24 protein-coding genes are annotated in these 25523 nt (G+C 75.9%); 14 read left to right on the top strand and 10 right to left on the bottom strand.

The window, feature by feature from the left end; genetic code table 11:
• Positions 1 to 43 precede the first annotated feature (43 nt).
• The gene (locus ACIF6L_RS10700; RefSeq protein WP_396487893.1) at positions 44 to 667 is read left to right on the top strand and encodes a hypothetical protein; all 624 of its coding nucleotides are present in this window, start codon (positions 44 to 46) and stop codon (positions 665 to 667) included.
• Positions 668 to 764: 97 nt separating this feature from the next.
• Complete coding sequence (locus ACIF6L_RS10695) at positions 765 to 1481, top strand: aminoacyl-tRNA hydrolase (protein WP_396487892.1); 717 nt, start codon at positions 765 to 767, stop codon at positions 1479 to 1481.
• Positions 1482 to 1517: 36 nt separating this feature from the next.
• Here ACIF6L_RS10695 and ACIF6L_RS10690 read toward each other — a convergent pair whose 3' ends face one another.
• Genes ACIF6L_RS10690 through ACIF6L_RS10680 form a run of 3 tightly spaced genes read right to left on the bottom strand, consistent with a single transcriptional unit; the run spans position 1518 to position 4030 of the window.
• Positions 1518 to 2264 (bottom strand): hypothetical protein, encoded by a 747-nt coding sequence (locus ACIF6L_RS10690; protein WP_359804239.1) that lies wholly within the window; start codon positions 2262 to 2264, stop codon positions 1518 to 1520.
• A 45-nt stretch (positions 2265 to 2309) separates the two neighbouring features.
• Entirely contained in the window at positions 2310 to 3125 is an 816-nt protein-coding gene (locus ACIF6L_RS10685; RefSeq protein WP_396487889.1) for an ABC transporter permease, read from the bottom strand.
• A complete protein-coding gene (locus ACIF6L_RS10680) occupies positions 3122 to 4030 on the bottom strand; it encodes an ABC transporter ATP-binding protein (RefSeq protein ID WP_359804241.1) in 909 nt (302 codons plus the stop codon). Before ACIF6L_RS10680 ends, ACIF6L_RS10685 begins: the two co-directional genes overlap by 4 nt.
• A gap of 131 nt (positions 4031 to 4161) precedes the next feature.
• On the opposite strand from ACIF6L_RS10680, the gene ACIF6L_RS10675 reads away from it, so the two are divergent.
• Complete coding sequence (locus tag ACIF6L_RS10675; protein ID WP_396487887.1) at positions 4162 to 5409, top strand: histidine kinase; 1248 nt, start codon at positions 4162 to 4164, stop codon at positions 5407 to 5409.
• Positions 5406 to 6086 carry a response regulator transcription factor gene (locus ACIF6L_RS10670; protein ID WP_329490506.1) on the top strand — a complete coding sequence of 227 codons (681 nt, stop codon included), beginning with the start codon at positions 5406 to 5408 and terminating at the stop codon, positions 6084 to 6086. The genes ACIF6L_RS10675 and ACIF6L_RS10670 overlap by 4 nt, the downstream gene beginning before the upstream one ends.
• 36 nt (positions 6087 to 6122) lie before the next feature.
• Here the strand turns inward: ACIF6L_RS10670 and ACIF6L_RS10665 are convergent, their stop codons facing one another.
• From ACIF6L_RS10665 to modA, 3 genes are all read right to left on the bottom strand, one after another.
• Positions 6123 to 7190: an ABC transporter ATP-binding protein gene (locus tag ACIF6L_RS10665; protein ID WP_396487885.1), complete on the bottom strand. Its 1068-nt coding sequence runs from the start codon at positions 7188 to 7190 to the stop codon at positions 6123 to 6125.
• A 115-nt stretch (positions 7191 to 7305) separates the two neighbouring features.
• Entirely contained in the window at positions 7306 to 8175 is an 870-nt protein-coding gene (locus ACIF6L_RS10660) for an ABC transporter permease (protein WP_359804245.1), read from the bottom strand.
• A complete protein-coding gene (modA, locus tag ACIF6L_RS10655; protein WP_396487883.1) occupies positions 8172 to 9026 on the bottom strand; it encodes a molybdate ABC transporter substrate-binding protein in 855 nt (284 codons plus the stop codon). The genes ACIF6L_RS10660 and modA overlap by 4 nt, the downstream gene beginning before the upstream one ends.
• A gap of 446 nt (positions 9027 to 9472) precedes the next feature.
• Between modA and ACIF6L_RS10650 the strand changes: the two genes are divergently transcribed.
• Both ACIF6L_RS10650 and ACIF6L_RS10645 read left to right on the top strand, forming a co-directional pair.
• Complete coding sequence (locus ACIF6L_RS10650) at positions 9473 to 10540, top strand: RNA ligase (ATP) (RefSeq protein ID WP_329490510.1); 1068 nt, start codon at positions 9473 to 9475, stop codon at positions 10538 to 10540.
• A 288-nt stretch (positions 10541 to 10828) separates the two neighbouring features.
• Complete coding sequence (locus tag ACIF6L_RS10645; RefSeq protein WP_396487880.1) at positions 10829 to 11632, top strand: MHYT domain-containing protein; 804 nt, start codon at positions 10829 to 10831, stop codon at positions 11630 to 11632.
• A gap of 104 nt (positions 11633 to 11736) precedes the next feature.
• Here the strand turns inward: ACIF6L_RS10645 and ACIF6L_RS10640 are convergent, their stop codons facing one another.
• Positions 11737 to 12108 (bottom strand): hypothetical protein, encoded by a 372-nt coding sequence (locus ACIF6L_RS10640; RefSeq protein ID WP_396487879.1) that lies wholly within the window; start codon positions 12106 to 12108, stop codon positions 11737 to 11739.
• A 203-nt stretch (positions 12109 to 12311) separates the two neighbouring features.
• Between ACIF6L_RS10640 and ACIF6L_RS10635 the strand changes: the two genes are divergently transcribed.
• Both ACIF6L_RS10635 and ACIF6L_RS10630 read left to right on the top strand, forming a co-directional pair.
• A complete protein-coding gene (locus ACIF6L_RS10635) occupies positions 12312 to 13073 on the top strand; it encodes an RNA polymerase sigma factor (protein WP_396487877.1) in 762 nt (253 codons plus the stop codon).
• 45 nt (positions 13074 to 13118) lie between these two features.
• Complete coding sequence (locus ACIF6L_RS10630; protein WP_396487875.1) at positions 13119 to 14075, top strand: hypothetical protein; 957 nt, start codon at positions 13119 to 13121, stop codon at positions 14073 to 14075.
• A gap of 123 nt (positions 14076 to 14198) precedes the next feature.
• On the opposite strand, the gene ACIF6L_RS10625 is transcribed toward ACIF6L_RS10630, so the two are convergent.
• Positions 14199 to 15596, bottom strand: a complete 1398-nt coding sequence (locus tag ACIF6L_RS10625; protein ID WP_396487874.1) for a cation:dicarboxylate symporter family transporter — start codon at positions 15594 to 15596, stop codon at positions 14199 to 14201.
• Between the two features lie 182 nt (positions 15597 to 15778).
• Here ACIF6L_RS10625 and ACIF6L_RS10620 point away from each other — a divergent pair, with 182 nt between their 5' ends.
• Both ACIF6L_RS10620 and ACIF6L_RS10615 read left to right on the top strand, forming a co-directional pair.
• Positions 15779 to 17419 (top strand): ATP-binding protein, encoded by a 1641-nt coding sequence (locus tag ACIF6L_RS10620; RefSeq protein WP_396487872.1) that lies wholly within the window; start codon positions 15779 to 15781, stop codon positions 17417 to 17419.
• Complete coding sequence (locus tag ACIF6L_RS10615; protein WP_329490517.1) at positions 17416 to 18165, top strand: response regulator; 750 nt, start codon at positions 17416 to 17418, stop codon at positions 18163 to 18165. Before ACIF6L_RS10620 ends, ACIF6L_RS10615 begins: the two co-directional genes overlap by 4 nt.
• Before the next feature lie 48 nt (positions 18166 to 18213).
• Here ACIF6L_RS10615 and ACIF6L_RS10610 read toward each other — a convergent pair whose 3' ends face one another.
• A complete protein-coding gene (locus ACIF6L_RS10610; protein WP_396487870.1) occupies positions 18214 to 18873 on the bottom strand; it encodes a class I SAM-dependent methyltransferase in 660 nt (219 codons plus the stop codon).
• A gap of 145 nt (positions 18874 to 19018) precedes the next feature.
• On the opposite strand from ACIF6L_RS10610, the gene ACIF6L_RS10605 reads away from it, so the two are divergent.
• From ACIF6L_RS10605 to ACIF6L_RS10590, 4 genes are all read left to right on the top strand, one after another.
• Positions 19019 to 20416, top strand: coding sequence for a diaminobutyrate--2-oxoglutarate transaminase family protein (locus ACIF6L_RS10605; protein ID WP_396487868.1), 1398 nt, complete (start codon positions 19019 to 19021; stop codon positions 20414 to 20416).
• Entirely contained in the window at positions 20413 to 21966 is a 1554-nt protein-coding gene (locus tag ACIF6L_RS10600) for a pyridoxal phosphate-dependent decarboxylase family protein (protein ID WP_396487866.1), read from the top strand. The genes ACIF6L_RS10605 and ACIF6L_RS10600 overlap by 4 nt, the downstream gene beginning before the upstream one ends.
• A gap of 496 nt (positions 21967 to 22462) precedes the next feature.
• Entirely contained in the window at positions 22463 to 23221 is a 759-nt protein-coding gene (locus tag ACIF6L_RS10595) for a tRNA-dependent cyclodipeptide synthase (RefSeq protein ID WP_396487865.1), read from the top strand.
• 230 nt (positions 23222 to 23451) lie between these two features.
• Positions 23452 to 24639 carry a cytochrome P450 gene (locus ACIF6L_RS10590; protein WP_396487863.1) on the top strand — a complete coding sequence of 396 codons (1188 nt, stop codon included), beginning with the start codon at positions 23452 to 23454 and terminating at the stop codon, positions 24637 to 24639.
• Positions 24640 to 24709: 70 nt separating this feature from the next.
• Here ACIF6L_RS10590 and ACIF6L_RS10585 read toward each other — a convergent pair whose 3' ends face one another.
• Positions 24710 to 25510: an inositol monophosphatase gene (locus ACIF6L_RS10585; RefSeq protein WP_329492330.1), complete on the bottom strand. Its 801-nt coding sequence runs from the start codon at positions 25508 to 25510 to the stop codon at positions 24710 to 24712.
• Positions 25511 to 25523: the final 13 nt, after the last annotated feature.

Here is a 25523-nt window from a genome sequence, read left to right as displayed (position 1 = left end):
GCCGGGTGGGGCGGGGTGCGCGGCGGCCGGTTAGGCTGCGGGCATGTCCGATTTGTCCGACATTCCTGACGGGCCCGCCGCCGGCGCGGGCCTCGCCGACGCGGGTGCGGCCGCCGCGCTGGGTACCGCCGTCTCCGGCGCCCGCGCCTTCGGAGCCGCCGATGCCGCCACCGGAGCCGCCGCCGCTTCCGGGGCCCACGACGCCGCCGGTGCCGACGACCGCGTGCTGGAGCGGCTCACGCTGGGCCTGGAGGGCGTCGAGGCCGCCCAGCGCGGGCGGCGGGCGCAGGCCCGGGAGAGCTTCGAGCGGCTCTGGCACGAGCTCGGTGAACGCGGCGACGTCTTCCACCGCTGCGTGCTCGCCCACTACCTGGCCGATCTGCAGGACGATCCGCACGCCGAGCTGGAGTGGGACCGCCGGGCCCTGGCCGCCGCCGACTCGCTGACCGCCGAGCGCGCGCAGACCTACGCGGCCGCCCTCCAGGTCCGGGCGTTCTACCCGGCCCTGCACCTCAACCTGGCCTCCGACCACCTCAAGCTCGGCGAGCCCGAGCCGGCGCGCGAGCAGCTGGAGCGCGCCGTGCGGAGCCTCGACGCGCTGCCGCAGGACGCGTACAGCGCGGGTATCCGGACCGCCGTCGAGGAGTTGCGGCAGCGCCTGCGCTGACCGGCCCGCCGGCCCCCGGTGGGAGCCCCGGGCCCGGCGGTGCGTCCCGGCCGACCTGGCGTGATCACCGCCGCGTGCGGGCTGGCATGCTGGACGGGTGACTTCTCCGTTCGACGCCCCCGTCCCCGCCCCTGCTCCCGAGGACCGCGACGCCCGGCCGCAGTACGTGCTGCCGCTGGTCGTCCGGCTGGAGCGGGCCACCCCGCCCGGGCGGACCGACGCGCTGGAGACCTCGGCGCGGGCCGTGCTCACCCTGCTCTCCGACCCCCGGGTCACCGCGCCGGACGGTGAGTGGGCCGAGCGGGTCGAGGCCTGGGAGGACGCCCGGATCCGCAAGGTCGTCCGGCGCGCCCGGGGCGGCGAGTGGCGCCGGGCGGGCGAGCTGCCGGGCATCACGGTGGCCGGCCGGGAGGCGGAGGTGCGGGTGTTCCCGCCGGTCCCGCTCGACGGCTGGCCCAAGGAGCTCGCCAAGCTCCAGGTCTCCGGCACCGATCTGGAGGAGAGCGGTCCGGTCGCCGAGTCCGGGTCGGGCCTGCCGGTGCTCTGGCTCAACCCGGAGCTGGAGATGAGCGCCGGCAAGACGATGGCCCAGACCGGCCACGCCGCCCAGCTCGCCTGGTGGCGGCTGGACGACGCGCAGCGCAAGCAGTGGGCGGAGTCCGGCTTCGCGCTGGCGGTCCGGACGGCCACCCCGCAGGCCTGGGCGGAGCTGGTGGCGAGCGGTCTGCCGCTGGTCCAGGACGCGGGGTTCACCGAGATCGCCCCGGGGAGCTGCACGGTGGTCGCGGAGCACCCGGCGCTGCGGCGCGGCTGACCGGGGCCGGTGGGCGGGCCGGGCGACCGCCGCCGGTCACCCGGCGCGGACCGCGTACCGGCGCACCGAGCGCAGACCGGCGCAGGCCGCCGCGGCCGCCCAGAGGGCCATGATCAGCAGACCGGTCCAGTGGCCGTAGTGCACCGTCGGGTCCGCCTGGGTGCGCATCGCGTGGAAGCCGGCCCGGTCGGGCAGGAACTGCGCCGCCTCGCGCACCCCGGGGATCGCCGTCAGCACGGTGGTGCCGAGGAAGAGCATCGGGGTGAGCAGGCCGAGCGCGGCGCTGAGGTTGCGCAGGACGGCGGTCAGCCCGAGGCAGAGCACGATCAGCAGCGGGTGGTAGAGCACCCCGGCGAGGAAGCTGCGCCCGGTACCGGGAACGGTGAGGTCCACCCCCACGGTCGCGGCGGTGGCCAGGAACGAGCCGGCCGTGGAGACCAGCCCCAGCAGCAGCCCGAGCCCGGCGCCGAGGGCCAGCTTCGCGCCGTAGAGCCGCCCGCGCCGGGGGACGGCGGTGAGCGAGGCGGCGATCATGCGCGTGTTGAACTCCTGCCCGATCAGCAGGACGCCCACGCAGGCCACCGCGACATGGCCGAACTGCAGGCCGTAGTAGATCCCGATGGACGGGTCCTCGCCGGGGGTGTGGTCCACCTGCCCGTACGCGGCGTTGACGGCGGCGGTGATGCCGACGGTCAGCGCGAGGGCGACGAGCGGAGTGCTCCACTGCGAGCGGAGGGTGGTGAACTTGAGCCGCTCCGAGCGGAGCACGGCGGCGGTGGTCATCGCGGGGGTGTCCTTTCCGGCAGGTCCGGTCGTGGGGAGTGGCGGTCAGGCGTCGGCCCGGCGCAGCGCGCGCAGGCCGCCGTACGCGGCCGCGGCCGCCCAGAGGGCCATGATCAGCAGGCCGGCCCAGTGCCCGTAGACGACCTGCGGATCGTCGGCGTAGTGCAGCGCGTACTGGCCGGCCCGGTCGGGCAGGAACTGCACCACGCGGCGGACCCCCGGCACGCCGGCCAGCAGCGGGGAGAGCAGGAAGACCGTCGGCACCAGCAGGCCCATCGCGGCGGTGAGGTTGCGCAGTACGGCGGTCAGGCCGACGCAGGTCACCACCAGCAGCACCGGGTACAGCACTCCGACGGTGGCGCTGCGGAGCAGGGCGGGGCCGTCCCAGGCACCGGTGGCGTAGGCGGCGTAGCCCGCGAAGGAGCCGGCCGTCCCGAGCAGGCCGACGACGAGGGCCACCAGCGCGCCCAGGGTGAGCTTCCCGGCGTAGAACCGCCCGCGCCGGGGGACGGCGGTGAGCGAGACGCCGATCATGCGGGTGTTGAACTCCTGCCCGACCAGCAGGACGCCGAAGCAGGTCAGGGCGGCCTGGCCGAAGTTGAGACCGTAGTGGATCCCGATGCCGGGGTCGTCGATCAGGCTGGCGTCCTCGTCGCCGAGCGCCGCGGCGGTGGCGGTGCCGAGCCCGGCCGTCAGCAGGACCGCCAGGAGCGGCGTCAGCCAGAGCGAGCGCAGGGTGACGAGCTTGATCCACTCGGACCGCAGGACCTGCCCGAAGCCCGTCGGGGCGGACCCCGGGGCCGGCGCCCTGCCGGTGCGGACGGGGGAGCCGCTGCGGACGGGCGTGCCGGTGGCGCTCATGCCGCCACCGCCCGGTACTCGACACTGTCGGCGGTCATCCGCATGAAGGCCTCCTCCAGCGAGTCCTGTTGGACGGCGATCTCGTACAGCACCACGCCGTTGGCCGCCGCCAGTGCGGCGATCCGCTCCGGCTCGGCGCCGGTGACCTCCCAGGCGCCGCCGTCCACCGCCTCGGCGGCCAGGTCGGAGCCGGCCAGCAGGGCGGCCAGCTTCACCGGGTCCACCGCGCGGACCCGGACCCGGGTGCGGCCGTGGCGGTCGAGGAAGTCGGAGGTGGCGGCGTCCGCCAGCAGCCGGCCCCGGCCGATCACCACCAGGTGGTCGGCGGTGAGCGCCATCTCGGTCATCAGGTGCGAGGAGACCAGCACCGACCGTCCCTCGGCGGCGAGTTCGCGCAGCAGGGTGCGGATCCACCGGATGCCCTCCGGGTCGAGGCCGTTGACCGGCTCGTCGAGCATCAGCACCGGCGGATCGCCGAGGAGCGCGGCGGCCACGCCGAGGCGCTGGCGCATGCCGAGCGAGAAGCCGCGGATCCGGCGGCCGGCCGCGTCGGCGAGACCGACCTGGCCGAGCACCTCGGCCACCCGGCGCTCCGGCAGGCCGCCCGCGGCGGCCAGCCAGCGCAGGTGGCCGCGGGCGGTGCGGCCGCCGTGCAGGGCGTGGGCGTCCAGCAGCGCGCCGACCTGCCGCAGCGGGTCGGCCAGTTCGGCGTAGGGGCGGCCGCCGACCAGCGCGCGGCCGGCGGTCGGCCGGTCCAGGCCGAGGACCAGTCGCATGGTGGTGGTCTTGCCCGCGCCGTTCGGCCCGAGGAAGCCCGTCACCACACCGGGCCGGACCTCGAAGTCGAGGTCGTCGACCACGCGTGTGCCGTCGTACTCCTTGGTGAGGCCCTGAACCTGGATCACGGCTGCCCTCCCTCTCTGTCGATGGCCCTATTCGACCGGAGCGGAGGCTGCGGCGGATCCCGCCGGGGAGGGGACCGGCCTCCCTCCCGGGAGGGAGGCCGTCCGTGCCCCTGGCCTGGCAGGATGGCCGGATGCCCAGGATCCTCGCGCCGCTGCTGAGCGCCGCCACCTACGCGCGGTGGCTCCATCTGCTGATCGGTCTGATCTTCGCCGGCGTCGTCCTGCTGGTCTTCCCGGGGACGGAGGGGCGCAGCCTCGGCGGGCTGCTCGCGCTGGCCGTCCCGCTGGATGTCGCGCTGCTCGTGGCGGCCGCCCTGGTACCCGCGATGCGCCGGGCGGAGGGTGTCCAGGCCCGGTTGCTGCTGATGCCCGCGCGAGAGCAGGACATCGCGGCCGAGCCGGCCCGCGGCTTCGCCGACCGGCGCCGTACGGCGGCCTGGCTGATCGGGCGGGTGGCCCTCGGGACGGCCGTCGGCTTCCCGTCCGTCCTGGTGCCGGCCGCCGCCGTCGGGCTGCTCGTCCGGCCGGAGCCGGACCTCTTCGGCCTCCGGCTCCCGGCGCGCGAGGGGTTCACCTGGTACCCGCTGCTGGCACCGGTGCTGATGTTCGCCCTCGGCTGGCTGGTGGTCTGGGCGGGCCGTCTCCAACTCCTTATGGCGGTGCGGTTGCTGGGGCCGTCCCCGGCCGAGCGGCTGGCCGCCGCCGAGCTGCGGGCCGAACGCCTGCTGGAGCGCAACCGGCTGGCCCGGGAGCTGCACGACTCCATCGGCCACGCGCTGACGGTGACGGTCATCCAGGCGGGCGCGGCGCGGGAGGTGGGCGACCCGGCGTTCGTCGCCAAGGCGCTCGAAGTCATCGAGGAGACCGGCCGGCAGGCGATGGAGGACCTGGAACGCACGCTCGTCCTGCTCCGCGAGACCCGCGACACCGCCGGTACGGGCGGGGCCTTCGAGGGCGCGGACGGCGCCGACGGCCCGGCCACCGAGCGGCCCGGCATCGGGCAGCTGCCCGCCCTCTTCGACACCGCGCGTGCGGCCGGCAGCCCGGTCGAGGCGTGGATCGGCGTACCGGCGGCGAAACTGCCCGGGGTGCTCTCCCGGGAGGGTTACCGGATCGTCCAGGAGGGTGTCACCAACGCCCTCAAGTACGCGCCGGGTGAGCCGATCACCGTCCGGATCACGTTGCGGGAGGGGCAGTTGGAGCTGCGCTGCACCAACGCGCTGGCGTCGTCCGCCGTCCGCGCGACACCACACCGGGGCGGCAAGGGACTTCGCGGCATCCGCGAACGGGCCACCCTGCTCGGCGGCGAGGCCGCGGCGGGGCCGGAGGCCGGGCAGTGGGTGCTGGCCGTGCGGATGCCCCTACGCTTGGGCGCGTGATGATCGACATTCTGCTGGCCGACGACGAGGAGCTGGTCCGGGCCGGGCTGCGGGCCGTCCTGGAGGCGCAGGGCGACCTGCGGGTGGTCGGCGAGGCCGCCGACGGCGCCGAGGCGGTCGCGATGGCGCGCGAACTGCGCCCGCACGTGGTGCTGATGGACGTCCGGATGCCCCGGCTGGACGGTCTCGCGGCGACCCGCGCGCTCGTCGGGGCCGTGCCGCCCGGCGGGCCGGACGGCTCCGGCGGGCAGCCGCCGAAGATCCTGGTCGTCACCACCTTCGAGAACGACGACTACGTCTACCAGGCCCTGCGCGCCGGGGCCGACGGCTTCCTGCTGAAGCGCTCCCGCCCGGCGGAGATCGCCCACGCTGTCCGGCTGGTCGCGGCGGGTGAGTCGCTGCTCTTCCCGACCGCGATCCGCCGTCTGGCCGCCGGCCAGGGCAACCGGGCGGCCCGGGACACGATGGCCCGCGCCGCGCTGACCGAGCGCGAGGCCGAGGTGCTGCGCCTGGTGGCCCGGGGGCTGACCAACGGTGAGATCGCCGAGCAGCTCTTCCTCGGCGTGCAGACGGTGAAGACGCACGTCAGCAGCGTGCTGGCGAAGCTCGGGGCACGGGACCGCACCCAGGCGGTGATCGCCGCGTACGAGTCCGGGTTCGTGGAGCCCTCGGAGTAGCCGGGCTCCGGCCGGCGGCTCCGGGCGGCGGCCCGCTCAGGCCGGGTAGGCGTGGGTCTGGACGGCCTTGACCGAGGCCCAGACGGACGTGCCGGTCGCCAGGTCGAGTTCGGCCGCGGCGGCGGGGGTGAGGTCGGCCGCCATCGGGAGGGCGCCGGCCAGGTCGGCGCGGACCTGGTCGCCGTGCAGGTCCAGCCCCGCGATCTCCAGCTTCCAGACGTTGCGTGCACTGCCGTGCGGCCGCTCCCGGTGCAGCGTCACGGCGGCCGGCGGGAAGGCCACGAAGGCCGGGCCGGTCAGCTCCTCGGAGGTGGCCAGCTCGGTGCCGTCGGCCAGCGTGACCCGGCGGCCGTCCGCGAGGCCCTGGTACAGGTTGAGACCGACCAGGCGGGCGATGTAGTCGGTGCGCGGCCGCCGGGCGATCTCGGCGGGGCTCCCGGACTGCACCTCGCGGCCGTCCTCGATCACCACCAGCCGGTCGGCCAGCACCATGGCGTCCAGCGGATCGTGCGTCACCAGCACCGCCACCGCCTCGAACTCGGCCAGGTGGCGCCGAAGTTGTGAGCGGACGTCGAGCCGGGTGCGGGCGTCCAGGGCGGCCAGTGGCTCGTCGAGCAACAGCAGCCGGGGCCGGACGGCCAGCGCCCGGGCGAGCGCGACCCGCTGGGCCTGGCCGCCGGAGAGCCGGCCGGGGCGGGTGCCCGCGTGCTCGGCCAGGCCCAGCCGCTCCAGCCAGCCGACCGCCTCGGCCCGGGCCGCGCGCTTGGGCCGGCCCTGGCAGCGCGGGCCGAACGCCACGTTGTCGAGTGCGCTGAGGTGCGGGAAGAGCAGGTAGTCCTGGAACACCACGCCGACCGGCCGTTCCTCGGCGGGGGTGTGCAGCCGCTCGGCCGGGTCCTCCAGCACCCGGCCGTCCAGCCGCAGATGGCCCGCGGTGAGCGGGAGCAGCCCGGCGAGGGCCCGCAGTGCGGTGGACTTGCCGGCGCCGTTCGGCCCGAGCAGGGCGACCACCTCGCCGGGGGCGGCGGTGAGCGCGAGGTCGAGGCTGAAGGCGGCGCGGTCCACCCGCAGCCGGGCGTCGAGGGCGTGCTTCGCGGCGGTCATCGTGGCAGTGTCCCGGGGGAGGTGCGGGGCGGCGGGGCGCCCACGGTGGCGGGCAGGGCGCGGGTGGGCAGGGAGTGGGCGGAGGGCTCGGCGCGGCCGCCGGCCGGGGTGCCGGTCACGGGGTGGACAGCCAGCGGTCGCGCAGGCCCGCCAGGACGGCGATGGAGACCACCAGCAGGACGAGCGAGAGCGCGATCGCCGCCTCCGGATCCGACTCCATGGCCAGGTAGACGGCGAGCGGCATGGTCTGCGTCCGGCCCGGGAAGTTGCCGGCGAAGGTGATCGTCGCGCCGAACTCGCCGAGCGCCCGGGCCCAGGCCAGCACCGCGCCGGCCCCGATGCCGGGGGCGATCAGTGGCAGGGTGACCCGGCGGAAGGCGGTCAGCCGGGAGGCACCCAGGGTGGCGGCCGCCTCCTCGTAGCGCGGGTCGGCGGCCCGCAGCGCGCCCTCGACGCTGATCACCAGGAAGGGCATCGCGACGAACGCCTCGGCGATCACCACACCGGTGGTGGTGAACGGCAGGGTGATCCCGAAGGCGGAGTCCAGCCAGGAGCCGACGATGCCGCGCCGCCCGAGCACCAGCAGCAGCGCCACCCCGCCGACCACCGGCGGCAGCACCAGCGGCAGCGTGACCAGCGCCCGGACCAGCCGGCGGGCGGGCAGTTCGGTCCGCGCCAGCACCCAGGCCAGTGGCACCCCGAGGACCAGCGACACCCCGGTGGCCGCCGTCGCGCAGAACAGCGAGAGCCGCAGCGCGTCCCACACCTCGGTACTGGTGAGCTGTTCCGGCAGCGTGCTCCAGGGGGCCCGGACCAGCAGGCCGACCAGCGGCAGGGTCAGGAACGCCAGCCCGAGCAGGGCCGGGAGCAGCAGCGCGACCGGGACGCGCCGCCCGCGCCGCCGCCGGTGCGCCGTGCCCGCTCGCGGGGGCTCGGCGCCGGAGGCGGCGCGGACGCCGGAGCCGGCGGTGGTGCGGCGGCTCATGGTGCCTGGAAGCCCGCCGCGGTGAGCACCTGCTGGGCCTCGGGCGACTGGATGTAGGCGACGAAGGCGGCGGCGCCGTCCTTGTTCGGCGCCTTGGCGAGGGCGGCGATCGGGTAGTCGTTCACGGCCCTGGCGGCCTCGGGGAAGTCCACGCCGTCGATCTTCGCAGCATCGGCCTTCACATCGGTCCGGTAGACCAGCGAGGCGTCGACCTCGCCCAGCTCGACCTTGGTGAGCGCGCCCTTGACGTCCTGCTCCAGGGTGACCGGGGTCAGGTTGACGTCGGCGGCCTTGAGCGCGGTCAGGGCGGCGGCGCCGCAGGGCACCTCCTTCGCGCAGAGGGCGACCTTGACCCCGGGGGCGGTGAGGTCGTTCAACCCGGCGACGTGCTTGGGGTTGCCCTTCGGCACGGCGATGGTGAGCGTGTTCCTGACGAAGGTCTTCGGCTCACCGGTGGCGCCGCCCGCGTCGGTGACCGTCTTCATGGTCGCAGGGCTGGCGGCGGCGAACACGTCCGCCGGGGCACCGGAGTTGATGCTGGTGGCGAGGCTGGAGCTGCCGCCGAAGTTGAAGGTGACCTTGGCGCCCGGGTTGGCCGCCTCGAACGTCTTGCCGAGGTCGGTGAAGGTCTCCTTCAGCGAGGCGGCGGCGAAGACGGTGATCGGGCCGGACACCCTGGCGGCGCCGGTCGACGCCGGGGTGTCCGCCCCGGCGGTCGGGGCCGCGGTGGACGAGCCGCCGGAGGCCTTGTCGCCGCCGTCGCTGCCGCAGGCGGTGACCCCGAGGCTGAGGGCGAGGGCCGCTGCGGCGGCGACGGCGAGTCTGCGGGAGTGCACGGCACGGATGCTCATCGGTATTCCCCTCCTGGGCGCGCCGGAAGGGGCGCGGGGACGCTGCCGCAGGTGCGGCCACTACGCCGATCATAGTGCCGCAAATGCGAGCGGAAAGTGCCTGTCTCATTGCACAGGCAGGTGCCGCCGGGATTCGTGCCCCGGCTGTGGGAAGGCTCAAACCGGGCGGTCGGCCGGCCCCTCGGCGAGGGGGCCGACGCCGCTGCGCGCCCCTGCCGAGCCCGCGGCACCTCCGCGGCGGGCGGGCGTCGAGCGGGGGATCCCCGCGCCGGCCGGGAAAACCCGTCGCGCGCGAGCAGGGCGAGGGGCGAGAGTGCTCACCGGGCGTGAGCGCGCCCGGTCAACCCGGCCGGGCAGCGGCCCGCCCGTGCGCACCCGCGCCCGTACGCACCCGCGCCCGTACGCACCGCCGGCCGACCGGCCGGGCCAAGGGGAGGAGCCCACCCGTGTCCACACTGCGTGTCACCGCCGAACGGCTGACCGTCCTGGCGCACCCGAACGCCGACGCCCTGGAGCTGGCACAGGTCGGGCTCTACCGGGCGGTGGTGGCCAAGGGCGCGTACCGGACCGGCGACTACGCCGTCTACATCCCCGAGCAGGCCGTGCTGCCCGCGCCGCTGATCGAGGAGCTGGGCCTGACCGGGCGGCTGGCCGGGAGCGGCGCCGACCGGGTGAAGGCCGTCCGGCTGCGCGGCGAACTGTCGCAGGGCATCGTCTGCCGGCCCGGCGCGCTGGCCGGCACCGATCTGGCGGCCGCCGCCGAGCGCGGCGAGGACTTCGCCGAACGGCTGGGCGTGGTGAAGTGGCGGCCGCCGATCCCCACGGCGATGAACGGCGAGGTGGTCCGCGCGCCGGACCTGCTGCCGTGGGTGGACATCGAGAACCTCAAGCGCTTCCCCGGGATCTTCGAGCCCGGCGAGCCGGTCGTACTGACCGAGAAGCTGCACGGCAGTTGCTGCCTCGTCACCTACCACGCCGCCGGGGGAGAGGTGCAGGTGGCCTCGAAGGGCATCGGCGCCCAGGGGCTGGCGCTGGCCGAGGACGGGCGGAACCTCTACTGGCGGGCCGTCCGGGCGCACGGCATACCGGCGGTGGCCGCCCGGCTGGCGGAGCGGCTCGGCGCCGAGCGGGTGGGCATCTTCGGCGAGGTGTTCGGCGCCGGTGTGCAGGACCTCACGTACGGCGAGTCCGGCCGCACCGAGCTGCCCGGCTACGCGGCGTTCGACGTCTCGGCGGTGGTGGACGGGCAGCTGCGCTGGCTGTCGGCGGCCGAACTGCTCGGCGGTGAGCTGCCGGTGGTGCCCGAGCTGTGGCGCGGCCCGTTCGACCCGGACACCGTGCTGGCGCTGGCCCAGGGGCGCGAGACGGTCTCCGGGCGCGAACTGCACGTGCGCGAGGGCGTGGTGGTCCGTCCGGTGGCCGAGCGGTACAGCCCGGTGGTGGGCGGCCGGGCGATCGCCAAGGTGGTCGGCGACGCCTATCTGACCCGCAAGGGCGGCACCGAGTACGAGTAGGAGGGCTCGCCGGCCGACCGCCGGGCGGGGCGGCGCAGGACCGGTTCATTCGAGCACAGCCTCCCCAGGGTGCGGGCAGCTTTCCGTATCTTCGGGTGACTTCTTTCGGGGTCTCGATAGCGTCCCACGCACCCCGGACCGGAAGCGCACGTGTGGACGGCATATGACGGGTGATCGGCCCCTCCGGACCGGTCACCCGCCCGCCGGCCGTGCGGAGTCCGCCCGGTCCAGGGAGCCCGGGGCGCGGCGGGGACCGCCCCGGGCCCCGACCGCTCGACCGGAGGTCCCATGGGCACGACGAGCCACCTCGGCTCCGGCTGGGTGACGCCCGCGCTGTCGTGCGTGGTGGCCTGCGCCGTCGCGGCGCTCGGCCTGCGCCGCACCCTGCGCGGTCTCGCGGCGACCGGCGCCGCCCGGCGGAACCGGCTGCTCACCGCGGCGGCGGCGATCGGCTCCGGCATCTGGACGATGGACGTCGTGGCGATGTCCGGCTTCACCCCCGACGGCGCCGAAGCGTGCCACGGCGTTCCGGCGGCGGTGCTCGGCCTGCCGGTGGCCGTCCTGGTCACCGGTCCGGGGGTGTGCGCCGTCCGGTACGGGCGCCGCCGCGGCCCCGCGCTCCTGGCCGGCGGCGTGATCACCGGCCTCGGGATCGCCGTGGTGCACTACCTCGACCTGGCGGCCCTGCGGACCCGCGGCGGCCTGCGCTTCGACCCGGGCACGGTGGCGCTCTCGGTGCTGGTCGCGGTCGGGGCGGCCACCGGCTCGCTCTGGGCCGTCGTCACCCTCCGCAGCGCGGCGGCCGAGACGGCCGCCTCCCTGGTGATGGGGCTCGCCGTCAGCTGTCTGCACTGCGCACGGACGGCCGCCGTGCCCGCCCGGGCCGGGCTCGACGGGACCGGCCCGATGGAGTTCGTCCTTCCGCTCGCCGTCGGGACCGGGTCCGTCCTCTTCCTCGCCGCCGCCTTCGCCGCGCTCTCGCCGCCGGCCCCGGACCGCGCCGCCCACCGGGAGGCGGGCGAGCTGACCATCGAGGAGTTCCCGGCGGCGCCCGCGCGCCCCGGGCCGGGCCGGCACGACCGCGCGGCCTGACGCCGTCCCGGCCGCCGGCCCGCCGGGCGCGACGGGCCGTCCGGAACGGTTCGGGGGCGCCACCCGCGGACGGGTGGCGCCCCCGCGCCGGTGCGCGGAACGGGTCAGCCGCGGGTCTGGAACGCGATCCTGGTCCAGCTGGAGCCCGGGCAGTTGCCCCAGACCGCCCACGGCTGCGTTCGGGCGCCGATCCAGAGCCCGGTGGTGGAAGTGCCGTTGGCGCAGTAGGTGATGGTGCGCAGCTCGCCCGAGTAGATCCGGCAGTTGCCCTCCCAGCGCCAGCCGTAGTCGGCGGTGATGGTGCAGCGGTAGGAGGCGGTGACGGCCTCGGCGGACGCGCCCGGACCGGCGGAGATGGACTGGTCGCCGGCGGCCGGCGCGGCGGCGGTCGGCAGGGTGGTGGCGCCGACCGCGCCGAGGGCGGCCGCGGCCACCATCCCGAACTTGGCGATGTTCCTGGCGATACAACCTGACATGGGTGCTCTCTCCTCGCTCGTGGTGCCTGCCCCGGCCGGGCGTCGGGAGCCGGAAGTCCCCGGCTGCGCCCGGACGATGACGCATTGCACACGAATGACTGCGGAGCGTGAGACGACAATCTATGATGTGACCTGTGTCACAGGCTGGTTGTCGGCCGGGCCGTCAACCGTGCCTCCGGGGTGCCGATGTCCGAGGGGGCGGCATGGAGTCCAGTGGTGGGTGCCGGGGCGGGCGGGAGCCGGATCCCGGACCCGCCTCGGACACGGCCGAGTTCAACCGGGTGTTCATGGATCTGCTGCCCCGGCTCCACCGCGCGGCCGTCGGGCTCACCGGCAGCCGGGCCGCCGCCGACGACGTCGTCCACGACGCGTATCTGCGGATCGCCCGCGGCCCCGACCGGTTCCTCGGCCATCCGCAGCCCTACGCCTACGCGTTCACCACGATGGCGAACCTCGTCCGGGACCAGTGGCGGCGCGAACGCCGCCGGGTGCCGCCGCCCGAGTGGGCGGCCGACGAGCAGGCCTGCGCCGATCCGCTCGGCGGCGGGCTGGGGGAGCTGCTGGCGCGCTGGGAGGTGCTCCGGCTGCTGGGCCGGCTGACCGCCAAGCAGGCCCGGGTGGTGCAGCTGGTCGACCTCGACGGGTACAGCGTCGACGAGGCCGCCGCGCTGCTCGGCCTGCACCGCTCCACGTTGGCGGTCACCCGGCGCCGGGCGCTGGCCCGGCTCCGGGCGGTCCTCGAAGGCGAACGCGAGCACGGACGCGGTGACGAGGGAGGCCGGGGGCGCGAGGGGCAGCGTGCCGGCGGGCTCCCCGGCCGCAACCAGGTCGAACGCACGGGCGGCCGCGACCGCGACTGCGACCGTGCCCGCCGCTGCGACCCGGCCCGGGGCCGGGTCGGCCCCGAGGCGCGGCCGTGCGCCCAGCGGTGGCGGCGGGGAGGGGCCGCCGACGCACCGAACTGACGGCAAGTCAGCTGATGCGGGGCCTCGGCCCGTACGCTGCCCATCGTGATCGCGTACGAGGAACACCGGCTTCGCACCCTGGCCGAGGACGGCCGCTGGTCCGAGCTGCTCGGCCACTACCGGCGCGCCCGGGCCCTCGCGGCGGCGCGCGACGGCGAGCAGCGGGCGGCGGCGGAGACCGCGTCGCTCGGCCACCTGATCGCCTACGCCGCGCCGCCCGAGCTGGCCGTCCGCCTGTTCGACCGCGACGGCGGCCCGGGCAGCGCCGCCGGAACGGCGGACCACGACGCCGGTCCGCTGTGGGAGGTGCTGGCGACCCGGCACTCCTGGCTGCGGCTGGCCCCGCTGCTCGGTCCGGCCCCGGTGCGCCGGCTGGTCGCGCACACCCGGGTGCTGATCGGCGAGGACCTCTCGTACGGGGCCGAGCCCGATCCGGAGGGCGTCCCGCTGCAACTGGAGCCCTGGGAGACGGCCGGCTGGGGCGAGGGCGTGCGGGTCCGGGACTACCTGCCGGCCGGCGGTTCGCGCAGCGCCCTGCTGACGCTGCCCGCCACCCGGGAGGGGCTCGGCCCCGTCCTGCTGCCCGAGCCCGGTACCCGGCTGCGCGGGCAGCGGGCCACCCGGGGGCTGGCCGCGCTGGCGGACTGGGTGGAGGTGGTCTGCGCCCGCGGGCCGGCCCCGCAGGCCGCCACCCTGGTGGCGCCGGGGCGGCGGGTCACCGGGGGGTACCTGCCGTTCGCGCTGGCCTACCCGGTGCTGCTGCTGGCCGGTGTGGTGGACCGGGCGCACGGCTCGGCACAGGGCCGGCTGGCGCTGTGGCGGGCGCTCGGCGCGATGGCCGGCGCGGGCGGCCCGAACCGCGCCGAGGTGAACGCCCTGGTGGCCCGGATGCGCTGCTTCACCTGGTGCGAACCGGAGGACGGGCTGCGCCATCTGCACATCGCGGTGGAGGATCCGGCGAGCGGTCTGAGCTGGGCGGTCAGCGGATCCGACGATTTCTGACCTCGCCGGGCGGCGTTCACCCGGTCGCCGGGCGGCGACCGGGTGCGGACGGGCGGATCCCCGGCCCGGCGCCGCTCGGGGGGTTGGGCGGGGCGCCGGGCCGGGGGGCTCGGTGGCGGTGGCTCAGGCCGCCGGGGCGGCGCTCTGCGCGGGGACCGGGTCCGGCCGCACCTCGGGGGTGCCGGGCGCGTCGGGCGCGCCGTGGGTGTCCACCAGCGTCCGCTCGTCGAACGGGATCGTGCCCGCCAGCACCTGCCGGGCCCGCTCGCGGTCGAACTCGCCCGTCCAGTGCCCGATCAGCACGGTGGCCACGGCGTTGCCCGCGAAGTTGGTCAGTGCCCGGGCCTCGGACATGAAGCGGTCGATGCCGACGATCAGGCCGACCCCGTCCACCAGCGCCGGCTTGTGCGACTGCAGTCCGCCCGCGAGGGTGGCCAGCCCGGCGCCGGTGACCCCGGCCGCGCCCTTGCTGGCGATCACCATGAAGATCAGCAGCGACAGCTGCTCGCCGATCGACATCGGCTTGTCCATCGCCTCGGAGATGAAGATCGAGGCCATCGTGAGGTAGATCGCGGTGCCGTCCAGGTTGAAGCTGTAGCCGGTCGGCACGGTGATGCCGACGACCGGTCGGCTGACGCCCAGGTGCTCCATCTTGGCGATCAGGCGGGGCAGCGCGCTCTCCGAGGACGAGGTGGAGAGGATCAGCAGGAACTCGCGGCCGAGGTAGCGCAGCAGGGTGAACACGTTCACCCCGGCGACCAGCCGCAGCAGCGTGCCGAGCACCACGACGACGAAGAGCCCGCAGGTGAGGTAGAAGCCGATCATGATCACGGCGAGGCTCTTCAGGGCGGCCGTGCCGGTCGCGCCGACCACCGCCGCCATCGCCCCGAAGGCGCCGACCGGCGCCACCCACATGATCATCGACATGACCCGGAACACCAGCCGCTGCACGTGCTCGATCCCGCGCAGCACCGGCGCCCCGGCGGTGCCCATCGCCTGGAGGGCGAAGCCGGCCAGCAGGGCGACCACCAGGGTCTGCAGCACCTTGCCCTCGGTGAGGGCCGAGAACATGGTGGTCGGGATCATCCCGAGCAGGAAGTCGGCGGTGGACTGGGCGCCCCCGGCGGCCGCCTGGGCGTGTCCGGACTTGGCCAGCGCGGCGGTCAGGTGCAGCCCGCCGCCGGGCTCCAGCAGGTTGCCGACCAGCAGGCCGATGGCCAGGGCCACGGTCGACATGGCGAGGAAGTAGCCGAGGGCCAGTCCGCCGACCTTGCCGACCTTCGCCGCCTTGGTCACCGAGCCGATGCCCAGCACGATGGTGCAGAAGATCACCGGGCTGATCATCATCTTGATCAGATTGACGAAGCCGGTGCCGATCGGCTTCAGCTCCACCGCGAACGACGGCGCGGCCAAGCCGACCACCACGCCCGCGACCACCGCCACGATCACCGCGAGGTAGAGGTAGTGGGTGCGGTCCCGGCGTCTGCCTCCCGCCTGTGGCCCTGCTCCAGTGATCGACATCCGCGGCTCCTTCGCCTGCAGTCCTGGCGGCCCCGGGTGGTGGGCCGCTCCGACTATGGGCCGCGCCGTGACGGAGGTCACGTTTGCGTTCATAGAGTTCACACCCCGCCCGGGCCCGCGGCGGACCGGGCGGGGCCCGCGGGGGCCGGGCCGGGTTCCGGCGGTGGTGCACACTGTCAGGCATGTCCGCGCGCACCCTCCCCTCGCCGCGCCGGCCGGTGCGCAGCCTGGCCGGACAGCTCTTCGTCGTCCAGGTGGTGATCGTCGCCGCCGTGGTGGCCGGTGGCGCCGTGCTGGCCTACCTGTTCACCGCCGACCGCACGGAGGACGCCGCCCGCCGCCAGGTCACCGCCGTCGCCCGCTCGGTGGCCGACGCCCCGTCGGTGCGGGCGGCCGTCGCCGGGCCGGACCCGACCGCCGTCCTGCAGCCCTACGCCGAGCAGGTGCGGGTGGACACCGGGGTCTCCTTCATCACCGTGATGGACACCACCGGGGTGCGCTGGACGCACCCGCTGCCCGAGCAGATCGGCAAGGCCTTCCTCGGGCACATCGACTGGGCGCTCGCCGGGGAGACCCGCAGCGAGACGTACACCGGCACGCTCGGGCCGTCGGTGCGGGTGGTCACCCCGGTCCTGGACGCGGACCACCGGGTGGTCGCGCTGGTCAGCGCCGGCATCACGGTGCAGTCCATCTCCGCGCAGCTGCGCGGGCCGCTGCTCGCGCTGGTCGGCGTCGCGGTGGCCGCGCTCGCCCTCGGCGGTCTCGGCACCTACCTCGCCAACTCCCGGCTGCGGCGACACACCCACGGCATGGGGCCGGCCGAGCTCAGCCACCTCTACGAGTACCACCAGGCGACCCTGCACTCGGTGCGGGAGGGGCTGGTGCTGCTCGACCGCAAGCACCGGGTGGTGCTCTGCAACGACGCGGCCCGCGAACTCCTGTCGCTGGCGGGGGAGGTGGAGCGGCGGCCGATCGACGGGCTGGGGCTGCCGGCGGCCCTGGTGGCCGCCGTGCTCGGGCAGGAGCCGGTCCGGGACGAGGTCCATCTCACCGCCGAGCGGGTGCTGGTGCTCAACACCTCCACCATCGGTACCGGCCTCGGCCGGGTCGTCACCCTCCGCGACCACACCGAACTGCAGTCGCTCACCGGCGAGCTGGACTCCGTGAAGAGCTTCACCGAGGCGCTGGGCGCGCAGGCGCACGAGGCCGCCAACCGGCTGCACGCCGTCGTCTCACTGATCGAACTCGGCCGCCACGAACAGGCGGTGGAGTTCGCCACCGCCGAACTCGAACTCGCCCAGCAGCTCACCGACCGCGTCGTCGCGGCCGTCGGCGAGCCGGTCCTGGCCGCCCTGCTGCTCGGCAAGGCGGCCCAGGCGGCCGAGCGGGGCGTGGAGTTGACGCTCACCGAGGACAGCCGGATCGACGACGGTGTGCTGCCGCCCGGGCTCGCCGCCCGCGACCTGATCACCGTCCTCGGCAACCTGCTCGACAACGCGGTGGACGCCGCGATCGCCGGCGCCGCCGGGCACCCGGACCAGCCCGAGGTCACCGTCACCGCCCGGGTCGACGGCGACCACCTGCTGCTGCGGGTCGCCGACACCGGCGCCGGGATCGACCCGGGCGCGGTGGACGACGTGTTCCGGCGCGGCTGGAGCACCAAGCAGGACGGCCACGGGCACGGCCTCGGGCTCGCCCTGGTCGCCCAGACCGCCCGGCGCAACGGCGGCACGGTCGAGGTCGGCCGGGACCGCGGCGCGGTGCTCACCGTCCGGCTGCCGCTCGCCCGCCGGCCCCGGCAGCCCGAGACGGCGGCGTCATGAACAGCCCATCGGTCCGGCCCGAGATCTCCGTCCTGGTGGTCGAGGACGACCCGGTGGCCGCCGCCGCCCACACCCTGTACGTCGGGCGCGAGCCCGGCTTCCGCGCCGCCGGGACGGTGCACAGCTGCGCCGACGCGCTGCGCTTCCTGGACCGCGCCCGGGCGGCCGGCCGGCCCGTCGACCTCACCCTGCTCGACCTCTACCTGCCGGACGGCCACGGCCTCCAGCTCTGCGGCACGCTGCGCGCGGCCGGCCACACCACCGACGTCATCGCCGTCACCTCGGCCCGCGACCTCGCGATGGTCCGCCAGGCCGTCTCGGCGGGCGTGGTCCAGTACCTGCTGAAGCCGTTCGGCGCGGCCGCCCTGCACGACCGGCTGGAGCGCTACGCCCGCTACCGCGACACCCTGGGCCGCACCGGCGAGGCCACCGGCCAGGACGAGGTCGACCAGGCGCTCGCTCTACTGCGCACCCCCGAACGCACCGCCCTCCCCAAGGGGTTGAGCGCCCCCACACTGGACACCGTCGCCACCGTGCTGCGGGAGGCCCGCACCGGGATCTCCGCGGCAGCCGCCGGAACCGCCGCCGGCGTCTCCCGGATCACCGCCCGCCGCTACCTGGAACACCTCGTCGACACCGGCCTGGCGGCCCGCGAACCGCAGTACGGCAACGTCGGCCGCCCGGAGCTCTGCTACCGCTGGACGGGCGGCGGCGAGCGGAAGGGCGTCACACCGGGGCGAGCGTGATCCGCCCGTCGCCCTCGCCCGCCGGGGGCCGGACCCCGGCGGCGGCACCTAGCCGGCGGTCCTGACCGCTCGGGCGAGGTACTGGTCGTCGGTGTCGGTGTACCTGTCCAGGTGCCAGCCGGTGGCGGTCAGGAGGGGGCGGAGGTTGGGTTCGGCGCGGAGGTCGTCGGGGGTGAGCGCGCGGCCGTGGCGGGCGGCCAGGGCGGCGCGGCCGACGGGGTGGAAGAGGGCCAGCACGGCGCCGGGGCGGGTGACGCGGGCGAGTTCGCGCAGGGCGCGGTCCGGATCGTCGAGGTGGGAGATCAGCCCGGCGGCGAAGACGGCGTCGAGGGCGGCGTCCGGGAGCGGGAGGCGGGCGCAGTCGGCGAGCAGCAGGGCCGCGGTGCCGGGGTGGTGGGTGCCGGCCTCGCGCAGCATCTCGGGGGTGACGTCGACGCCGAGCACCAGGCCGTCGGGGCCGACCGCCGCCCGCAGCGGGGGGAGGGCGCGGCCGGTGCCGCAGCCGGCGTCCAGGACGCGACCGCGCGGGCGCAGGCCGAGGGTGGCGACGGCGGCGTCGTACCGCGGGCCGTCGTCGGGGAACCTGGCGTCCCAGTCGGCCGCGCGGGAGGCGAAGAACGCGCGGGTGCGGGCCAGTTCGGCGGAGTGCTCGGCGTCGCGCCCGGCCGGGTCGGGGGCGCCGGGGGCGGGGGAGGGTGAGGGCGGCATGGGGGCGAGAGTAGCGCGCGGGCCGTAACCGGTGGGCGGTTCACTCGTTGAGGAGTCGGGCTCCGCGTCACCCGCGCGGGTGGTTCTCGCCTCCCGGAGCCCGTCCGGCCAGGTCAGGGAAGTAAAGTTAGGCTTACCTAACTTCTTGGAGTCCGCCTTGACGCTCGCCGCCGTCCCCGCCACCGGGCCCGCTGCCGTCCCCGCCCAGGCCCCGGGCGACGCCATCCTGCGCCGCCAGCGCGTTCGCGAGTCCGCCGCCCGCACCTACGCCCGCTCGTTCCCGATCGTCCCGGTGCGCGCCCACGGCATGACGGTCGAGGGCGCCGACGGCCGCCGCTACCTGGACTGCCTCTCCGGGGCGGGCACGCTCGCCCTCGGTCACAACCACCCGGTGGTGCTGGAGGCGATCCGCCGCACCCTGGACAGCGGCGCGCCCCTGCACCTGCTCGACCTCGCCACCGCCGAGAAGGACGACTTCACCACCGCCCTGTTCGAGAGCCTGCCGCCGGAGTTCGCCCGACAGGCCCGGGTGCACTTCTGCGGGCCCGCGGGGACGGACGCCGTCGAGGCGGCGCTCAAGCTGATGCAGACCGCCACCGGCCGCTCCGGCGCCCTCGCCTTCACCGGCGCCTACCACGGCATGACGGCCGGGGCCCTGGCGCTGACCGGCAACGTCGCCGTCAAGGAGCCCCTGCCGGGCGGCGGCGAGGTGGTCCGGCTGCCCTACCCGTACGGCTACCGCTGCCCGTTCGGCGTCGGCGGCGAGGCCGGCACCGAGCTCGCCGCGACCTACGCCGAGCGGCTGCTGGACGACCCCTCGGGCGGGGTGGTCCGGCCCGCCGCGATGATCCTGGAGGCGGTCCAGGGCGAGGGCGGCGTCGTCCCCGCCCCCGACGGCTGGCTGCGCGCGATGCGCCGGATCACCGCCGAGCGCGGCATCCCGCTGATCGTCGACGAGGTGCAGACCGGGGTCGGCCGCACCGGTGCGATGTGGGCGGTCGAGCACAGCGGGATCGTCCCGGACGCCATGGTGCTCTCCAAGGCGATCGGCGGCAGCCTGCCGCTCGCCGTCGTCGTCTACCGCGAGGAGTACGACCGCTGGCGGCCGGGCGCCCACACCGGCACCTTCCGCGGCAACACCCTCGCCATGGCGGCGGGCGCCGCCACCCTGCGGTACGTCGCCGCGAACGGCCTGGTCGCGCGGGCCGAGCTGGTCGGCGCCCGGATGGTCGAGCGGCTGCGGGTGCTGGCCGGTGAGCTGCCGGTGATCGGCGACGTGCGCGGGCGGGGGCTGATGCTGGGCGTCGAACTCGTCGACCCGGCCGCCGAACCGGACGCCTGCGGGGCCCGCCCGGCCGCGCCCGCGCTCGCCGTCAAGGTCCGGGAGGCCTGCCTGGCCCGCGGCCTGATCGTCGAACTCGGCGGCCGGCACGACGCCGTCCTGCGGCTGCTGCCGCCGCTCACCATCACCGACGAGCAGGCCGCCGCCGTGCTCGACCGCCTGGCCGACGCCATCGCGGCGGCCGCGGCGGGCGTACGGTGACGACCCCGGTCGAGCCCGGCCGCCCCGACCGGGAGCCCGCCCGACTCGCCGCGGTGCCCGGAACCGCCCCGGCCCCCGCCCCCGACGCGCTGGCCGGTGGCGCCGGGGGCGGCGCGGCGCTCGCCCCGCTGGTCGCCGAGGTGCTGGCCGCGCTGGCCGCCGGAGCCGCCCGCCGGGCCGGTCCGCTGCCCGCCGGCCGACCCGGGGAGCTCGCCGCGCTGGCCCGCGCGGAGCTGGCCGACGCGCACGGCCCGCAGGCACTCGCCCGGCTCACCGAACTCCTCGCCCACGGCGCCGCCGACCCGGCCGACCCGGCCTGTGCCGCCCACCTGCACTGCCCGCCGCTGGCCGTCGCGGCCGCCGCCGACCTCGCGGTCAGCGCGCTGAACCCCTCGCAGGACTCCTGGGACCAGGCCCCCGCCGCGACGGCCCTGGAGACGGCGCTGATCGCCGAGCTGGCCGCCCTGGTCGGCTACGACCCGGCCGGCGCGGCCGGGGTGCTCACCTCCGGCGGCACCGAGTCCAACCTGATGGGCCTGATGCTGGCCCGCGACCAGAAGCTCGACGGCATCGTCGAGCTGGAGGGGATCCCGGCCGGCGTCGAGCCGCGGATCATCGCCTCCCGCGCCGCGCACTTCTCCGTCCAGCGCGCCGCGGCGCTGCTCGGCCTCGGCGAACGCGCCGTCGTCCCCGTCCCCGTCGACCGCGACCAGCGGATGGACCCGAACGCGCTGGCAAGCGCCCTGGCCGGGGCGAGCTGGGCCGGACAGACCCCGATCGCCGTGGTGGCCACCGCCGGCACCACCGACACCGGTGCGATCGACCCGCTGCACGCCGCCGCCGACCTCGCCGCCCGCTACGGCGCCTGGCTGCACGTGGACGCCGCGTACGGGGGCGGCGCGCTGCTCTCGGACCGGCTCGCCCCGCTGCTCGACGGCATCGCCCGCGCCGACTCCGTCTCGCTCGACTGGCACAAGCTCGGCTGGCAGCCCGCCGCCGCCGGCATCTTCCTGGTCCGCCGCGCCGAGACCTATGTCTCGCTCGCCCGCCGAGCCGAGTACCTCAACCCGGCCGACGACGAACAGGCCGGCTACCCGAGCCTGTTGGGCCGCTCGCTGCGCACCACCCGGCGGGCCGACGCCTTCAAGATCGCCGTCACGCTGCGCACCCTCGGCCGCGCCGGGCTCGGCCGGCTGGTCGACGCCTGCCACCGGCTGGCGCTGGACGCCGCCGAGGCCGTCCGGGCGGAGCCGGCGATGGAGCTGTACGCCGAACCCGTCCTGACCACCGTGCTGTTCCGCTACCTCCCGCCGGGCCGCCCGGGCGCCGGCGCCGCCGACCCGGCCACCGTGGACGCGCTCAACGGCGAGCTGCGCCGGGAGCTGCTGCGCACCGGCCGGGCCGTTGTCGGCCGGACCGAACTCCCGGGCGAGGGCCCCGGGCGGGTCCGGCTGAAGCTGACGCTGCTCAATCCGCACACCACCGCCGCCGAGGTCGGCGTCCTGCTGGGCCGGGTGGTGCGGGCCGGGCGGGACATCGCGGCCGGCTGACCGCCGCGGTCGACCGGTGGGCCCCGCGTCCGGCCGGTGTGCCACGGTATCCGGCTGGTCGGCCCCCGGGTCCGGCCGAATTGCCGAGGCAAAGACAAAGGCCTTTTCGGGAGCGGATGTTGGAGGAATACACACTGGCGTGCCATGCTGTCCGGGGGATATTCGGCCGCCCCGGAAAGCCTCCGTGGACATACCTTCCCGGAGGAGTACAGGCTGATTCCGGCCGCCTGGTGATCAGAATCCGCCAACCCCTCGGCAGGGCTTGCGGAGATCCCGAACGGCGGCGGTAACTTCATGTGGTCGCCGCCCCACCGGGAGCACACGGCTCCCCGGGGCAGGCCGCCTGACCAGGCGCGCGTCATCAGCATGCGGTGCCCCCACCCCCGACTCCGGGCGAACTCCGGCTGCCGTCATGCACTTCTGTGAATTCCCGGTAAAACCGCGTGAACCACCTGAAGCCAGTCCTGTGACCATTCCTGCGAAGCGGAGGCAAGGCATGCGCGAAACCCTCCCGGGTGAACGTGCCACACCCATCGATACGACCGGGTACGAGGCCCTTCCGTTCTCCGACCGCTGCCGCGAGATCTGGCGCCGCGGTGAGCACCTGCTCATCGGTGTCAGTCCCGGGAACAGCTATTTCAGTCACCGCCGAATCGCCGAACTCATCGGGTGGGGGCTGGAGTTCTTCGATCGGATCGACATCGTCCACGCCGATCTGCATGTCGAGGCACAGTACGAGACCTTCGGCTACACCCCCGAACACGCGCACCGGCGGGCTGCCAAGGAGATCAAGGCCACCGCCCGCCGGATCGCCCGCGGCGTCGAGGAGGCCGGCCACCGCGGCGCCGTCCGGGCGCACGCGCTCTCCGAGTTCACCGGCCACCCCGTCTACCGGCGGTTGCATCGGGAGGCCCTCGACGCACTCCGCGCCGACCGGGACTTCGGTGCGGCCGCCGAGGCGATGGCGCGCGGTTTCCTGGCCGCCCGGCTGGACGAGGGGCTTGCGCCGAACGAGCCCCAACTGGCCGCCGGGCTCCGCTACATAGCCGCCGAGCTGCCGTTCTTCCTGGACACTCCGGCACTGCTCGGCGTGCCCTCCTCGGTGAGCTGCTACCACCTCCAACTCCCGCTCACCCCAGTGCTGTTCGGTCGCTCGGAGGGTCTGCGGGCGGCGCCCGGCCAGGGCTACGCGGTGGTCCGCCCGGCCGCGCCGACGGCCGCCGCGGGCGCCGTCGCCGGGACCCGCGCGGCCTGACCGCACCCGACCTGACCGCACCCGACCTGACCCGTGCGGCCCGACCCGGCCGCGCCCCGCACGTACCCGCGCCGCGCCCGCACGTACCCGCGCCGCGCCCGCACGTACCCGTGCCGCGGTCAGCCCGGCCGACCGCCCGCGCGCCCGGGCCCCGACCGGTGCCCGCACACCCGCCCCGCCCTCGTGGGGCCGCCCCCCGTACCCGCTGCCCGATCCCAGGGAGTACCCCCATGACCGACCTCACCTTCCCGCTCTCCCGCCGGGGCGACGTCCTGCCCGAGGAGGCGAACCGGCTGCGCGCCGAGCAGCCCGTCGCCCCGGTCCGCACCATGACCGGCGACCCGGCCTGGCTGGTCAGCAGCTACCCGCTGGCCAAGCAGGTGCTGGAGGACGAGCGCTTCAGCCTCAAGGACACCGCCAACCCCGGCGTCCCCCGCCAGTACGCGCTGACCATCCCGCCCGAGGTGGTCGACAACATGGGCAAGATCAACGGCGCCGGCCTGCGCAACGCCGTCATGAAGACCCTCTCGCCGCGCGCGGACAAGGAGCTGGACGGCTGGCTGCAGGCCGAGGCGCACCGGTTGATCGACGCCCTGGTCGGCCAGGGCGCCCCGGCCGACCTGCGGGACGGCTTCGCCGAGCCCTACTCCGCCGCCCTGCACTGCCGGCTGCTCGGCCTGCCCGTCGAGGACTGGCGGCGGCTGATGGCGGGCATCGACGTCGCCTTCGTCACCAGCCCGGTGCCGTTCGAGGGCTCCGCGCCCAACTGGTACAAGGACCTCGGCTACGTTCGGGAGCGGCTCGCGGCGGAGCCGGCGCCCACCGAGGGCCTGCTGGGCCGGTTCGCCGAACTGCGGCGCTCGCCGGACGCCGCGGACCGGGTCGGCGACGAGCTGCTGGCCACCGTCGCGCTCTCGCTGTTCGGCGCGGGCGCCGTCTCCACCTCCTCGTTCCTGCTGCACGCCGTCATCTACCTGGCCCGGCAGCCCGAGCTGGCCGAGCGGCTGCGCCGGGAGCCCGCGCTGATCGGCCGGGCGGTGGACGAGCTGCTGCGGGTCAACCTGTCGATCGGCGACGCGCTGCCCCGGATCGCGCTGGCGGACGTCCGGGTCGGTGAGGTGCTGGTGAAGGCGGGGGAGCTGGTGCTGGTCCTGGTCGAGGGGGCGAACTACGACCCGGCCGTCTTCCCGGACCCGGAGCGGATCGACTTCGACCGGGTCGACAACCCGCACCTGGCCTTCGGCGCGGGCCGGCACTTCTGCCCCGCCTCGGCACTCGGCCGCACGCACGCCGAGATCGCGATCACGGCGCTGGTCGAGCGCCTGCCGGGCCTGCGGCTGGCCCTGCCGGTCGAGCAGCTGGCGTGGCGGCCCGGTTTCATCAAGCGCCTGCCGGAGCGGCTCCCGGTGCTCTGGTAGCCGGTGCCGGCCGGGCCGGCGGTGCGGCCAGGCGGCCGTGCGGCCCGCAGGCCCGGCCAGCTCCTGGCCCCTACCGGCCGAACAGGACGGCGCGGGCGCGCTCCCAGCACTCCGGGTCGGCGGCGACCAGCAGGCCCTCCTCGCCGCCCGGGGCCTCCGGCCGGTAGGGCTTGCCGTCGAGCCGGGCGGAGACCCCGCCGGCCTCGGTGACCAGCAGCGAACCGGGCGCGTGGTCCCACGGCAGGGTGCGCCAGTAGAGGATGAAGTCCAGCGCGCCGTCGACGAGGTCCGGGTACTCGATCCCGGCCGCGTTGCGGCCCGGGGTGATCTCGCCGAAGCCGGCCGCGGCGTTCGCCTCCAGCGTCCGGCGCAGCTCCGGCTCCAGGAAGCGGCTCTTCAGCGAGCCGCGCCACTCGGTCGGCGGGCCGGCCGCGAGGGGCCTGGTCAGCCGCTCGCCGTTGCACCAGGCGCCGGAGCCGAGCTCGGCGGTGTAACAGGTGGCGGTGGCCGGCTGCCAGATCCAGGAGGCGACGGTCTGCCCGGACCGGACCAGCGAGGCCATCACGGCGTAGTCGGGGCGGCCGGCGATGAAGTTCGAGGTGCCGTCGACCGGGTCGACCAGCCAGGCGGCGGGCTCCGTGTGCAGGGCCAGCGCGAGCGACGGATCGGCGGACACGGCCTCCTCGCCGACCACCGGGACGGGCAGCAGCTCGCGCAGCCGCCGTTCGATGATCACCTCGGCCTCGCGGTCCGCGATCGTCACGACCTCGCCGGGAGCCTTCTCCATGACCTCGCCGGCTGCCAGCGCGCGGAACCGCGGCTCCACCACCTCGGCGCACGCCTCGGCGAGAATCTCCGCCACCCTGTCCATCAGCACGTTGCGC

Source organism: Kitasatospora sp. NPDC086009, assembly GCF_044540385.1.
Lineage (GTDB): Bacteria > Actinomycetota > Actinomycetes > Streptomycetales > Streptomycetaceae > Kitasatospora.
Note: the sequence above shows the minus strand (reverse complement) of the source record. Positions and strands in the feature narration are given on the sequence as shown.

Bases quoted from the DNA above. Each gene is read 5' to 3' on its own strand.
- ACIF6L_RS10700 (WP_396487893.1), top strand. From the start codon at position 44: ATGTCCGATTTGTCCGACATTCCTGACGGGCCCGCCGCCGGCGCGGGC.
- ACIF6L_RS10690 (WP_359804239.1), bottom strand. From the start codon at position 2,264: ATGACCACCGCCGCCGTGCTCCGCTCGGAGCGGCTCAAGTTCACCACC.
- ACIF6L_RS10685 (WP_396487889.1), bottom strand. From the start codon at position 3,125: ATGAGCGCCACCGGCACGCCCGTCCGCAGCGGCTCCCCCGTCCGCACC.
- ACIF6L_RS10675 (WP_396487887.1), top strand. From the start codon at position 4,162: ATGCCCAGGATCCTCGCGCCGCTGCTGAGCGCCGCCACCTACGCGCGG.
- ACIF6L_RS10665 (WP_396487885.1), bottom strand. From the start codon at position 7,190: ATGACCGCCGCGAAGCACGCCCTCGACGCCCGGCTGCGGGTGGACCGC.
- ACIF6L_RS10660 (WP_359804245.1), bottom strand. From the start codon at position 8,175: ATGAGCCGCCGCACCACCGCCGGCTCCGGCGTCCGCGCCGCCTCCGGC.
- modA (WP_396487883.1), bottom strand. From the start codon at position 9,026: ATGAGCATCCGTGCCGTGCACTCCCGCAGACTCGCCGTCGCCGCCGCA.
- ACIF6L_RS10645 (WP_396487880.1), top strand. From the start codon at position 10,829: ATGGGCACGACGAGCCACCTCGGCTCCGGCTGGGTGACGCCCGCGCTG.
- ACIF6L_RS10640 (WP_396487879.1), bottom strand. From the start codon at position 12,108: ATGTCAGGTTGTATCGCCAGGAACATCGCCAAGTTCGGGATGGTGGCC.
- ACIF6L_RS10635 (WP_396487877.1), top strand. From the start codon at position 12,312: ATGGAGTCCAGTGGTGGGTGCCGGGGCGGGCGGGAGCCGGATCCCGGA.
- ACIF6L_RS10625 (WP_396487874.1), bottom strand. From the start codon at position 15,596: ATGTCGATCACTGGAGCAGGGCCACAGGCGGGAGGCAGACGCCGGGAC.
- ACIF6L_RS10620 (WP_396487872.1), top strand. From the start codon at position 15,779: ATGTCCGCGCGCACCCTCCCCTCGCCGCGCCGGCCGGTGCGCAGCCTG.
- ACIF6L_RS10615 (WP_329490517.1), top strand. From the start codon at position 17,416: ATGAACAGCCCATCGGTCCGGCCCGAGATCTCCGTCCTGGTGGTCGAG.
- ACIF6L_RS10610 (WP_396487870.1), bottom strand. From the start codon at position 18,873: ATGCCGCCCTCACCCTCCCCCGCCCCCGGCGCCCCCGACCCGGCCGGG.
- ACIF6L_RS10595 (WP_396487865.1), top strand. From the start codon at position 22,463: ATGCGCGAAACCCTCCCGGGTGAACGTGCCACACCCATCGATACGACC.
- ACIF6L_RS10590 (WP_396487863.1), top strand. From the start codon at position 23,452: ATGACCGACCTCACCTTCCCGCTCTCCCGCCGGGGCGACGTCCTGCCC.
- ACIF6L_RS10585 (WP_329492330.1), bottom strand. From the start codon at position 25,510: ATGGACAGGGTGGCGGAGATTCTCGCCGAGGCGTGCGCCGAGGTGGTG.